The sequence below is a fragment of the Phocicoccus schoeneichii genome, from assembly GCF_014635565.1.
GTDB lineage: Bacteria > Bacillota > Bacilli > Staphylococcales > Salinicoccaceae > Phocicoccus > Phocicoccus schoeneichii.
The window spans coordinates 156,649-169,915 of sequence record NZ_BMDB01000001.1 but is presented as its reverse complement, the minus strand read 5'-3'; the positions used below and the strand labels follow the sequence as shown (position 1 = coordinate 169,915).

Genomic DNA, 13,267 nt, shown 5'->3' with positions numbered 1-13,267 from the left:
TATTCTCCTTTCAGATTACTTCGAATAGTCGCGTACACGTGGTGGAATTAAGCTCACGTCTACATCTTCGTATTCAAATTTTGGTGCTTCTAACGGACCCTCAAAGTATGCTTTAGTTGTTTTCAGCCATTCTTCGTCGTTTCTCTCTGGGAATTCAGGCTTGTAGTGAGCACCACGAGATTCGTTACGGTTTAACGCACCGATCGTGATTACTCTTGCAAGTACCAACATGTTCCATAATTGACGAATGAAGAACGCGGCTTGGTTACTCCACTGTTTTGTATCGTCAATGTTGATATTTTGATATCTTTCCATTAACTCAACAATTTTCTTATCTGTTTCGATCAGTTTGTCATTGTGTCTAACAACTGTAACGTTTACAGTCATTAATTCACCCAGTTCACGGTGAATTTTATATGCGTTTTCTGTGCCATTCATGTTCATAATGTTATCCCATTTGTCTTGTTCAGCTTGTGCTGCACGTGTAAACACGTCTTCGTTCAGGTCTTCATATGATTTTTCGAGGTTATTCACGTATTTCACAGCGTTTGGTCCTGCAACCATACCACCGTAAATTGCTGAAAGTAATGAGTTTGCTCCTAAACGGTTTGCACCGTGTTGAGAGTAATCACATTCACCTGCAGCGAATAATCCAGGAATGTTTGTCATTTGGTCGTAATCTACGTATAAACCACCCATTGAGTAGTGTACCGCTGGGAAGATTTTCATAGGAACTTTACGTGGGTCATCTCCAGTAAATTTCTCATAGATTTCAATAATACCACCAAGTTTAACATCTAATTCGTGTGGATCTTTGTGTGAAAGGTCAAGGTAAACCATGTTTTCACCGTTGATACCTAGTTTTTGATTCACACATACGTCAAAGATTTCACGAGTCGCTACGTCACGAGGAACTAAGTTACCGTAGTTTGGATATTTCTCTTCTAAGAAATACCATGGCTTACCATCTTTGTAAGTCCAAACACGTCCACCTTCACCACGCGCTGATTCACTCATTAGACGTAGTTTATCGTCTCCAGGAATTGCTGTTGGGTGAATTTGAATGAACTCACCGTTCGCGTATACTGCACCTTGCTGATAAACAACAGAAGCTGCTGAACCTGTGTTAATCATTGAGTTCGTTGATTTACCAAAGATAATCCCTGGTCCACCAGTTGCCATAATTACAGCATCTGAACCAAATGTTTTAATTTCACTTGTTACGATGTTTTGAGCTACAACACCACGTGCTGCACCTTCGTCATCTTTAACAATTCCTAAGAATTCCCAACCTTCATATTTCGTAACTAGACCTTCTACTTCATATTTACGAACCTGTTCATCAAGCGCATAGATCAGTTGTTGTCCAGTCGTTGCACCAGCGAAAGCTGTTCTGTGGTGTAATGTGCCACCGAAACGACGGAAGTCGAGTAATCCTTCAGGTGTTCTGTTAAACATTACACCCATACGGTCTAGTAAATGAATAATTTTCGGTGCTGCTTCACACATTGCTTTTACTGGTGGTTGGTTCGCTAAGAAGTCTCCACCATACACTGTGTCGTCAAAGTGAATCATTGGTGAGTCACCCTCACCTTTCGTGTTCACCGCACCATTAATACCACCTTGAGCACACACTGAGTGAGAACGTTTCACTGGAACAATCGAGAAAAGTTCTACTTGTGCGCCACCTTCGGCTGCTTTTATCGTTGCCATCAGACCCGCAAGTCCGCCCCCTACAACGATAATTTTATTGTTTGCCATTTAGTTACACTCCTTTAGATAAATGCGAATACAGTTTGTATTCCGATAAAGCTTACAATAACGAAAATTGCTAATGCTACGTAGCTCATAATCTGTTGTGATTTTGGAGATTGTGTAATACCCCAAGTAATCATGAATGACCATAAACCATTTGCAAAGTGGAATACGATTGAAAGAATGCTAATGATATAGAAAACTAACCAGAATGGGTTTTCTAAAATATCAGCCATCATGTCGTAGTTCACTTCATGACCAAGTGCAACTTGGAAACGTGTTTGATACACGTGAATAGCGATGAAGATGAAAGCAATCACTCCAGTAATTCTCTGGATAACGAACATCCAGTTACGATATGTACCGTAGCGACCCACGTTGTTTTTCGCAGTAAAAGCAATATAGATACCATAAATACCATGGAATAAAATTGGTAAATAAATAACAAATGTTTCTAAAACGAGAACAAACGGTAAATTTCCCATTATTCCAGCAGCAACGTTAAACGCTTCAGGACCTCTTGTTGCAAAGTTGTTCACAATAAGGTGTTGAAGTAAAAATACGCCCAGTGGAATGACTCCTAATAGGGAATGGAGCCTCCTAATAAAAAAGCTTGAATCCTTTTTAGACACTAGTGTCCCCCCTCAATAATCAAAAAATCATATTGTTATCTATATTTTACGCATAGTTACGCGTTAAATCAAGATGATAATAAAACCGTTTTCCCTTACATATCCGTTAATTTTTTCACGATATTACGCGCTACATTTTGCGGTATACCGATTTGAATAAAATCTTCTTCTGTTTTTGATTTTATATTTTTTATTGATCCATACGTTTTTAAAAGTTGTGCCTTACGTTTTGGACCTACGCCTTCTATATTATCGAGCGCAGATTGGAACAACGTTTTCTTTCTTGTATTCCTATGGAAACTGATCGCAAATCTGTGCACTTCATCTTGAATTCTTTGTAATAAATAAAAGCTCTGTGACTTTTTATCTAGGGGAACAATATCTGCAGAATCTCCATACAGCAATTCTGCCGTTTGGTGTTTATCATCTTTTTTAAGTCCAGCAATTGGGATGTCTAAACTAAGTTCGTCTTCTAACACGTTTCTAACCGTGTTCATGTGCCCGATTCCCCCATCGACGATAATGAGGTCAGGTAATGGTAAAGATTCGCGTAAGACTCTTGTATAGCGTCTACGGACGACTTCAGCCATCGATCTATAGTCATCTGGTCCTTCTACAGTTTTAATTTTATATTTTCTATACTCTTTTTTTGACGGTTTACCATCGATAAAAGTCACCATTGCACTTACTGGATCCACACCCTGAATATTTGAGTTATCAAATGCCTCAATACGTCTTGGTGTTTCTATATTTAATGCTTCTCCAATTGCTTCAACTGCTTTTATTGTACGTTCCTCATCACGAGCGATGAGAAGGAACTTACTTTCAACCGCATTTTCGGCATTTTTCTTTGCCAAATCCACCATCTCTTTTTTACTACCTCTGTGTGGCGCATGCACTTTTACTGGCAATGCTTCTTCTAATATACTCTTATTAATTTCTCTTGGAATGTGCACTTCTTTTGGTAATAAGTTTGAATTCATATCATAGAAATGTAATACAAATCTGTTAAACTCTTCTTCTATGTCATCATTAATTGGAAACATCTCTGCTTTTTTCTCAATGAGCTTTCCATTTCTAATGAGTAATACACTTATCGCCATCCACCCTTTATGAATCGCATAGCCAAAGCAATCTCGAGACGTCATATCAGACGTCAACATATTTTGTTTCATCATTGTCTGTTCGATATGTCCAAGTAAATCCCGATATTCTTTAGCACGCTCAAACTCTAATTCTTCAGATGCTTTCATCATTTTATTTTCTAAATCTGAGACAATTTCTTTTGTTTCCCCATTTAAAAAACGAGTGATACCACTAATCATTTTTTTATTTGTTTCTACGGATACATTATATACACACGGGCCTAAACATTGACCTATGTGATAATAGAGACATAATTTATCGGGCATTGTGTCACATTTGCGTAGAGGATAGATTCGGTCTAATAGCTTTTTCGTCTCATATGCACTAAATGCGTTCGGATATGGTCCAAAATATAGACCTGTGCCTGTTTTAACTGTTCTCGTAACGATCAGTCTTGGGTGTTTCTCTTTGGTGATTTTAATAAATGGATAACTCTTGTCATCCTTTAGTAAGATATTGTATCTTGGCATATGCTTTTTGATGAGCGTATTCTCTAACAGCAGTGACTCTACTTCACTGTTCGTAATCACATAATCAAAATCAACAATATCTTGCACGAGCCGCATCGTCTTTTCATCATGCGCACCACTGAAGTAAGAACGCACACGGTTTCTTAGGTTCTTTGCTTTACCTACATATATAATCTCATCATCTTTATTTTTCATCAGGTAGCAACCAGGTTCTGTTGGCAGTACTGATAATTTTAGTTTTAAATCTTTCATTTTTATCCCTCTAACAAAAAAAGCCGCATCAGCGGCTTTATAAATTGTTGATTATAGATGTTTCTCAATAAGTGCAGTTAATTGCTCTTTTGGTTGGAATCCAACAACTTTATCAACTTCTTCGCCATCTTTGAACAGAATTAAAGTTGGAATAGACATTACTCCGAACTCAGCAGCAGTTGCTTGGTTTTCATCCACGTTAAGTTTTACGATGTCAGCTTTACCATCTAAGTCAGCTGAAACCTCTTCAAGTACTGGAGCGATCATTTTACAAGGACCACACCAAGGTGCCCAGAAGTCAACAAGCTTAACGCCCTCTCCAATTGTTTCTTTAAATGTTGCATCATTTACATCGATAATTGCCATATCTAAAATACCTCCACTAATTAGTACTGGTCTTATTATAATATAGACCTTTTCCTTACACAATTTAATTGCTTATACAAAAAACGCTAAATATATGATGCCAGATAAAAACATAATAGCTGCAAATATAATCACAACTGTCGCCAGTTTATACATATCAAAACCCATTAAATCCACCTACTTCATTGTCACGATGGTTACACCAAATCCACCTTCGCTTGGTAATCCACCTCTAAATGTGGCAACTTTTGAATGTTGCTTTAAGTGCTGCTGCACACCTTTTTGTAGTGCACCAGTCCCTTTACCGTGAATGATTTCCACTTCTGATAGATTTGATAATACCACTTGGTCGAGATAACGGTCTAGTTTGATCATCGCATCCTCATATCTTTCACCACGTAGATCTAAAGTATTCGACACGTTCATTCTAGATACCCGCTTCACCGCTGGTGCTTTCTTCTTCTCTTGTTTGCGCTTCTTGAGTTCATCTTTTTTAACTTTCATTTTGATGATGCCCATCTGCACAGAGATATCGTCGCCTTCAATGTCTATCACGACACCTTTTTGTCCGTAAGTTAATACGTCAACTTCGTCACCAACCTCTAGCTTTTCCTCTACTTCGTTTTTAACATCTTTTTTGATTGCCTTGTGATAATAGCTATCAGAAAGTGACTTTTTCGCTTCAATCAATTTGTGCTGTTCTATAGAATCCGCACCCAGTGTCTTCATGAGTTCTAGATCATCAATGATATCTTGTGCTTTACGTTCTGATTTCTTGATGATCTCGTTTGCTTTCTCTTCAGCCGCTTCAATCATCGATTGTTTTTCACGCTCGAACTTATTCTTGTATCCTTCTAACTCTTGTTTTAATGACTCCGCATTTTTTAAGAGTCGCTTCGTTTCCAGTTCATTATCACGCGCATGAGTCGTATGACGTTCTAATGCGCCAATCATCTCATTAATTTCATAGTTATCTCTACCTGATAATGCACGCGCACGTTCAATCACATTTTTATCGAGTCCAAGTTTTTCTGATATTTCAAATGCATTTGATTTACCAGGTATCCCCATGAGTAATCGATAGGTTGGAGATAAAGTTCCAACGTCAAATTCCATAGAGGCATTAATTGTATTCGTGCGTCCATATGAAAATGATTTAAGTTCCGGATAGTGCGTAGTCGCGATTACAGTGACGTCTCTGTCTAATAGGTATTCTAAAATACTAATTGCAAGTGCTGCACCTTCTTCTGGATCGGTTCCTGCACCTAATTCGTCTAGGATAACGAGACTCTTTTCATCTACTCGATTTAAAATGTCTGCAATGTTTGTTAAGTGACTCGAGAACGTAGATAATGACTGTTCGATTGATTGTTCGTCACCTATATCTGCATAGATACTTTCGAAAAGTCTTAGTCTAGATCCATCAAGTGCTGGGATTGGAATACCACACTGAGCCATGATGACAGAGAGCCCAATTGTTTTGATTGTTACTGTCTTACCTCCTGTGTTTGGTCCAGTGATAATGATTCCTGTTGTATCTCTATCGACTAAGATATCATTCTTAACCACTTGTTCTATGTCTATAAGTGGATGGAATGCATTCACAAGATGGATACTTTCATCTGTACCTATTGCTGGAATCGTCCCTTTATAGCTCATACCATATTTCGCTTTCGCAAATACTAAATCTAAAATATGAAGTACTTCGTCAATTTGAAGTAAGTCATACTCATTTTCAGCAACGAGACCTGTAAGTTCCGCTAAAATCTTATTGACTTCATTCTTTTCATCTTCACGTAAATGTTGAATTCTATTACTAATTTCGACTATTGCCATCGGTTCAATATAAACAGTGAGACCTGACGTCGACACGTCATGAATAATCCCTTTCACTTCACTTTGTGAGTCTGCTTTAACTGGTAATACATATCTATTGTTACGCATCGTAACGAGACTATCCGAAAGTTTCTTAGAATGCTTTCTCATAATGTCGTTTAAACGCGTTCTAATTCCGGACTCTTCTCTTGATATCTTCTTACGAATAGATAACAAAGTTGAAGATGCATGGTCTAATACCCCTGTCTCATCCACCGTCTCAACTATTTTATTATAGAGACTACGTTCAGATGGTAAAGCACGCTCATAGTGCGATAACGTTTCTAGTTCAATCTCTTTATCATAAAACTCATTAAACACACCAATCAGCATGTCCTTACGATTTAACATCTGTTTAATCGCAATCAATTCATTCACAGATAATACACTACCGATTTTAGCGCGTTTTACGTAGCTTGTGATGTCTTGTATTCCTGACATTTCAACTGGACGATATCTAAGCATTGTGAGCGCATCATCGACTTCACTGAGCGTCTTTTTAACATCCGCTTCAAGTGTCTGGAACATATCTATATTAATTTGTTTTTTGGTTTTATCACTAATTGCATATTCTTTTAAACGAATCAAAATCTCGTTAAATTCTAATGCTCTTAATGTTCTTTCGTTCATAATTATCACTTACCATTTTTTATAAATTGTTTAAACTCTTCACGACTCATCGTATTGACCACTTGGTCTTTTGAAATCAGTCCTTTTTGTAGTGTTGCGATACCATACTTCATAAACTCTAAATGACGCGTATGGTGTGCGTCCGTATTTACTGTAAGTATTAAATCTTTATGTTTAATGACGTCTGATGACAGATCAAGTCTCTTTGGATTCGCATTGACTTCAAGTACTGTATTCGTGTCTTTTGCCATCTGAATTAATTCATCCATATTTACACGGTAGCCACTTCTCGCACCGATGAGCCTACCTGTTGGATGCGCAATATGTCTTACATATGGATTGTAACACGCATTCTTAAGACGCTCCATAATTTCCGCTTCACTCTGATTAAAGCTAGAATGAATCGCAGCAATCACGTAATCGAGCGCTTGTAATGTGTCATCACTAAAGTCAAGTGTCCCATCTGGACGGATGTCCATCTCAGTACCTGCATATACATCGATTTCCGGGTATTTATCATTTATTTTATTAATCTCTTCAATCTGTTTGTATAATCTATTTTCATCTAACCCGTTCGCTACTACGAGACTCTTAGAGTGATCCGTGATCACCATATATTCATATCCACGATTAATACACGCTTCGACCATCTCTTCAATATTCATAGCACCGTCACTATACGTCGTGTGCATGTGAATGTCGCCCTTGATGTCGTCTAAAGTCACGATATTAGATATATCCATATCGATTTCTTCACCTGTCTCACGCATCGCAGGTGGAATGAATGGTAAATCAAAATGAGTGTAGAATGCTTCCTCACTTTCAAATGTAATGACGCTGTCGTCTTCTTGTTTTACGCCATATTCACTGATGCTCTCTCCACGCGTCTTTGCAATTTGTCTCATGCGGATATTATGATCTTTAGAACCTGTGAAATGTTGGAGTGTGGAATAATACTCATCCCCCTGAATGAATCTAAAATCCGTATTGATCTCTTTAAAATCATCCTTGATGATAATTGAAAACTTCTTCTCACCTTCAGCTATTACAGATTTAAAGAAACGACTCTCTTTCATCTTGCTGATAAAGGCCGATACATTATTTGTTTTAATAATATAATCAAGATCTCCACTTGTCTCTTTAGTACGTCTTGCACTTCCTGCAACATCGTATTTTTGAACAAAGTCGAACGCGCTGATTTTATCTTCAATCAATTTTCTGAATTTAAGAATCTGATCGATCGGATAGCGATCAGGTTTCGTAAAGAGTTCATTAATTCCATTTAATATATTCTCTTCGGTCTTCTTACCAAATCCAGGCAACTTTTGAAGACCATTGTCTTCACATAATGACTTTAATTCATCGATAGTTACAATATTGGTCGCTTCATAAATCTTTGCGACACGCTTTGCACCGAGACCTGGGATTTTAGTCATCTGTACAAGTCCGGCTGGAGTTTCACTCTTTAGTTCCTCGAGTAATGAAGACTTACCCGTCTTAATATATTCATTAATGAGAGTGATTGTACCTTTACCAATTCCCTTAATTCCTTCAAAGGAATCCAACTCACTGAGACTTCTCTGATCCGTTTCAAGTGCATTCGCAGCCCTTCTATACGCAGAGACTCTAAAGTTATTTTCTAAGTTTAACTCTAGATACACTGCGATTTCTTCTAACAATTGAATAATATCTTTTTTAGTAATTTCAGCCATATATACCTCCATAAAAAATAGGACCTAAAATAAAGGCCCTATATTTGCATCCAACTCATCAAGCGGTCAGATAATATCAATGTGTGATTTAATATAAATTTAGCCAAGCCAGATCCGTCAATTGCATTCTGTAATGCATCCATTGGAATCGTTGCTGCAAAAGCTAAAATAACGACGAGTATACAAATTGTCTCAATTACACCAAATATAACACCTGCGATTGACGATGCCACAACGTGGAAATTTATTTGTTGTAAATAATCGAACGTACTAATAAAAATTTGAATAATGAGTTTAGTAATAATAAAGATAAAAAAGAATGCAGCCATGTAATAATAAGCAGTCTCTAAATCTGGTATATCTTTTAAAATTGTATTATCCACTTCTAGTGCACTAGATGGATAAGGCATTATTAAATCTAACTTGCTTCCAAGTGTCTTGTAATTAAGTCTCGCAATGATTATTGCCGATATAGTTCCAAATAGATGGATGAATTGCAATAATCCTCCGCGTCTAAATCCGACAATCATGCCAATAATTATTAAAAGTAGTATAAGTAGTGTCATATGCTAACCCTTTTTCTCAGTAATTTCTAGCTTTACTTTTTCAAAATCTAGACGTTAACTTGATATGCTATTTATTATAGCGATTACGGTTTTTATTAACAAGTAAGTCCTACTTAAAATCGATATAAAAATACCGTCCCTACAATCATAAGGACGGTCTAAAACTATTCTCTAATCTTAAATCCTTCACTTAGAAGTGCTTCAACTACTGGTGTATGAAGCGTTTCTACGACTTCATCTGTTAGAGTTTCTTCTTTGTTTAGATAAGTTATGTGTAATGCGACAGACTTTTTGCCCGCTTCAATGTGTTCACCTTCATATACGTCGAAAGGTTCAACATTAATTAAGTAGTTTACGTTCTGTTTGTAAATTAGATCTGTAATATCTTGAACAGTGACTTCACTATTTACTTCCAAAGCAATATCTCTCGTAATTTGGGGATACTTAGGTAATTGTTCATAACGAATCGTACCTTCAGTCTCTCTATACAGTTCATCGAGATTCACTTCAAATACAGTTGTTTGGTTTAAATCATGATCATCCGCATACTTAGGATGTAGTTCACCAATTAGTCCAATGACTTTACCTTTTAGTAGCACATGAGCTGTACGCCCTGGATGAAGCTCTTTATATTCATTAGTTGCCTCATACGTGATATGTGGTTTTAGAGAAAATCTTGTAAATATGCTATCTAAAATACCTTTTAATGTGTAGAAGTCAGATAGAAGCGATTCTCCTAACCATTCCACACTGTACTGTGGTCCAGAGATTACAGCAGCTAACTTCGTAATTTCTGTTGGCAGTTTATCTTGTCCATTAGTTTCAAATACTTTACCTACTTCATAAAGTGACACAGATTTACGTTGTCTATTCATGTTGTATGTCACGTTGTCTACTAAATGAGGAATAAGGCTCGTTCTAAGCGTTGAGTGAATTTCACTCATAGGCATTGTGAGCTGTAACCCAACAGTAGCATTTGTAAATTCTGTCGCGCGAGATGATTCAGTAAGTGCATAGTTGATTGCTCCTGAAAGACCGAGTGATGATAATTGATTTTTAATGATTCTTGTTTTTACTTGGTTATCTGTTAAACGCCCAGGTGTTATTTCTGAATACACAGGAAGCGTAGATGGTAAGTTGTCATACCCATAAATACGTGCCACTTCTTCTGTGATGTCTTCAGGAATTTTTAAGTCATCACGACGCGATGGGATAATCGCGTGAATGTTGTCTCCGTCAACTTTTACGTCGATTCCAAGCTTATCTAGTATTTCAGTGATTTTATCAGCGTTCAAGTCTAAACCTAAGCGGTTATTGATGAATGATACTGATGTATCGATTTCTGTAGGTGTTAAATCAAGTTCTCCGTCAGAAACGATACCTTTTTCTACAGTTCCACCAGCAAGAGTTTCAAGTAAATACGCTGTTCGGTCTAGTGCTTTAATTACAAACTCATGAGACACACCTTTTTCAAAGCGGCTTGATGCTTCACTTCTTAAGTTCAAGCGTCCTGATGTCTTACGTACAGATACAGGTTCGAATACTGCCGATTCAATCACAACATTCTTCGTATTGTGTGTTACTTCAGAGAAGTCTCCACCCATGACACCTGCTAAAGCTACGGGTTCTTTACCGTTTGTAACTACAATATCTGACTCTAGAAGTGTACGTTCTTTACCGTCTAGTGTTGTCATCTTTTCGTTTTCTTTAGCACGACGTGTAACAATTTCCTTAGAACCGATTGCGTCGTAGTCAAAAATATGAAGCGGTTGACCGAACTCTAAAAGTACGTAGTTTGAAATATCTACGACGTTATTGATTGGACGGATACCTGCTTTAAGTAGACGATGCTGCATCCAAACTGGAGATGGTGCAATCTTAACGTTATTTACTTTGCGCAGCGCATAAAATGGCACTGCTTCACTATCTTCATTTTTAACAGAGATACCAGAAATGTCTTCTGTTTCAGTCATATTGAGTTCAGGTTCAACTACTTCGCCACCAAATAATGCACGGACTTCATATGCTGTACCAATCATAGAGAGTGCGTCTTTTCGGTTTGGTGTTAAGTCGAATTCAAGTACCTGGTCGTCGAGATATAATGCTTCTAATGCATTTGTACCAGGAGTCTGTTTCTCGTTAAAGATAAAGATTCCTTCTTTATACTCTTTAGGTACGTATTCTTCAGAAATACCAATTTCTTGTAAACTACAAATCATACCGTATGATTCTTCACCACGTAGTTTCGCTTTTTTAATTTTAATACCGCCAGGTAGTCTGCCCCCAACTTTAGATACGATAACGTAGCTATCTGCTTTAACATTTGGTGCTCCACAGACAATCTGTACTGTTTCTTCACCTGTATTTACTTGGCATAGATTGAGTTTATCTGCTTCAGGGTGTTGTTTTACACTCTCAACATATCCCACAACAAGATTTTTAATACCCTCTGTATAATCGATGATATCGTCTACTTCGATACCACCTCTTGTGATTGTTTCTGCAAGTGTTGCAGTATCTGCATCAACAGATATAAATGTTTCTAACCACTCTTTAGAGACTTTCATGTACAACACCTCTATCTTCTGTATATTTAAATTGCTCTAGGAAACGTAAGTCGTTTGTATATAGATGTCTGATGTCTTCAATACCGTATGTCAGCATCGCGATACGATCTGGACCAAGCCCAAATGCAAATCCAGAATATTCTTTTGAATCAAAACCAGCCATTTCAAGGACATTAGGATGTACCATTCCAGCTCCTAAGATTTCGATCCAACCTGTTTGTTTACAAACGTTACAACCATCTCCACCACATTTGAAACAAGATACGTCTACTTCAACACTTGGTTCAGTAAATGGGAAGTAGCTTGGGCGTAAACGAATTTCACGCGCTTCACCAAATAAGTTTTTAGCGAGTAACTCTAATGTGCCTTTTAAGTCTGAGAGGTGAATGTTTTTATCTACAACTAGACCTTCAATCTGTGTAAATTGATGTGAGTGTGTCGCGTCATCACTGTCACGTCGATACACTTTACCTGGACAAATAATTTTAATTGGTCCTTTTCCGTCCGCTTGGTTTAACACACGTGCTTGTACAGGTGACGTATGCGTTCTGAGTAGAGTTTCTTCAGAGATGTAGAAACTATCTTGCATGTCACGTGCTGGGTGTGTTTTTGGAAGGTTTAACGCCTCAAAGTTATAATAATCCGTCTCTACTTCATATCCTTCACGTACTTCGTAACCAAGACCTAAGAAGAAGTCTTCAATATCAGTGATAATTCGATCGATTGGATGAATACCCCCTTGCGGGAATGACCGTCCTGGCAAAGTGACATCCAGTGTTTCTTTTTCTAGCTTTTCTTGGAGAAGTTTTTCTTCTAATTCTTTGATTGCTGTTTCTAATCGCTCGGTTACTTCAGTGCGTAGTGCATTCACTTTTTGTCCGTATGCTTTCTTTTCTTCATTCGGAATTTCTCTCATGCGTTGCATGAGTGTAGATACTTGCCCTTTTTTTCCTAAGAACTGTACGCGGACATCTTGAAGTTGTTTCATATCAGATGCCTTTTTTAAAGCACTTAGAAATGACTGTTTAATTTCTTCGAAATTTGCCATAATTTCACCTCATAAGATTTTAAAATAAAACAAAAAGAACTCCGCCCAATATAGGACGGAGTTCCGTGGTACCACCTAAATTCCTGGCTTATCCAGGCACTTATCATTCGTAAGTGAATGACACTCTATTTCATCATTAGGTGAACCCTGACGCTCATTTGAAGTGCTCTCACCATTTCACTTCTCTCTGTATAATGAGTCTTGTCATTTATGCCTATTTCATCTGAAATATATCTGTTTTATTAATA

The 13,267-nt window shown here is 37.5% G+C and carries 9 protein-coding genes; all 9 read right to left on the bottom strand.

What is annotated here, in order from left to right:
• Positions 1–15 precede the first annotated feature (15 nt).
• The 9 genes from sdhA to pheS all read right to left on the bottom strand — a co-directional run bounded on the left by sdhA (position 16) and on the right by pheS (position 13,019).
• Positions 16–1,761, bottom strand: coding sequence for a succinate dehydrogenase flavoprotein subunit (gene sdhA / locus IEU51_RS00970; protein WP_186088118.1), 1,746 nt, complete (start codon positions 1,759–1,761; stop codon positions 16–18).
• A gap of 14 nt (positions 1,762–1,775) precedes the next feature.
• The gene (locus IEU51_RS00965) at positions 1,776–2,387 is read right to left on the bottom strand and encodes a succinate dehydrogenase cytochrome b558 subunit (protein WP_186088120.1); all 612 of its coding nucleotides are present in this window, start codon (positions 2,385–2,387) and stop codon (positions 1,776–1,778) included.
• A gap of 95 nt (positions 2,388–2,482) precedes the next feature.
• Positions 2,483–4,255 (bottom strand): excinuclease ABC subunit UvrC, encoded by a 1,773-nt coding sequence (gene uvrC, locus IEU51_RS00960; protein ID WP_188349252.1) that lies wholly within the window; start codon positions 4,253–4,255, stop codon positions 2,483–2,485.
• A 51-nt stretch (positions 4,256–4,306) separates the two neighbouring features.
• Positions 4,307–4,621 carry a thioredoxin gene (gene trxA / locus IEU51_RS00955; protein ID WP_186088123.1) on the bottom strand — a complete coding sequence of 105 codons (315 nt, stop codon included), beginning with the start codon at positions 4,619–4,621 and terminating at the stop codon, positions 4,307–4,309.
• 177 nt (positions 4,622–4,798) lie between these two features.
• Positions 4,799–7,126, bottom strand: coding sequence for an endonuclease MutS2 (locus IEU51_RS00950; protein ID WP_186088125.1), 2,328 nt, complete (start codon positions 7,124–7,126; stop codon positions 4,799–4,801).
• 5 nt (positions 7,127–7,131) lie between these two features.
• A complete protein-coding gene (gene polX, locus IEU51_RS00945) occupies positions 7,132–8,829 on the bottom strand; it encodes a DNA polymerase/3'-5' exonuclease PolX (protein ID WP_186088397.1) in 1,698 nt (565 codons plus the stop codon).
• A 47-nt stretch (positions 8,830–8,876) separates the two neighbouring features.
• Positions 8,877–9,404, bottom strand: coding sequence for a CvpA family protein (locus tag IEU51_RS00940; protein ID WP_186088127.1), 528 nt, complete (start codon positions 9,402–9,404; stop codon positions 8,877–8,879).
• 164 nt (positions 9,405–9,568) lie between these two features.
• Positions 9,569–11,971, bottom strand: coding sequence for a phenylalanine--tRNA ligase subunit beta (gene pheT / locus IEU51_RS00935; RefSeq protein WP_186088129.1), 2,403 nt, complete (start codon positions 11,969–11,971; stop codon positions 9,569–9,571).
• Complete coding sequence (pheS, locus tag IEU51_RS00930) at positions 11,958–13,019, bottom strand: phenylalanine--tRNA ligase subunit alpha (protein ID WP_186088131.1); 1,062 nt, start codon at positions 13,017–13,019, stop codon at positions 11,958–11,960. Before pheS ends, pheT begins: the two co-directional genes overlap by 14 nt.
• Positions 13,020–13,267: the final 248 nt, after the last annotated feature.

Coding starts and splice junctions, on each gene's coding strand:
- sdhA (WP_186088118.1), bottom strand. CDS start 1,761: ATGGCAAACAATAAAATTATCGTTGTAGGGGGCGGACTTGCGGGTCTG.
- uvrC (WP_188349252.1), bottom strand. CDS start 4,255: ATGAAAGATTTAAAACTAAAATTATCAGTACTGCCAACAGAACCTGGT.
- trxA (WP_186088123.1), bottom strand. CDS start 4,621: ATGGCAATTATCGATGTAAATGATGCAACATTTAAAGAAACAATTGGA.
- IEU51_RS00950 (WP_186088125.1), bottom strand. CDS start 7,126: ATGAACGAAAGAACATTAAGAGCATTAGAATTTAACGAGATTTTGATT.
- IEU51_RS00940 (WP_186088127.1), bottom strand. CDS start 9,404: ATGACACTACTTATACTACTTTTAATAATTATTGGCATGATTGTCGGA.
- pheT (WP_186088129.1), bottom strand. CDS start 11,971: ATGAAAGTCTCTAAAGAGTGGTTAGAAACATTTATATCTGTTGATGCA.
- pheS (WP_186088131.1), bottom strand. CDS start 13,019: ATGGCAAATTTCGAAGAAATTAAACAGTCATTTCTAAGTGCTTTAAAA.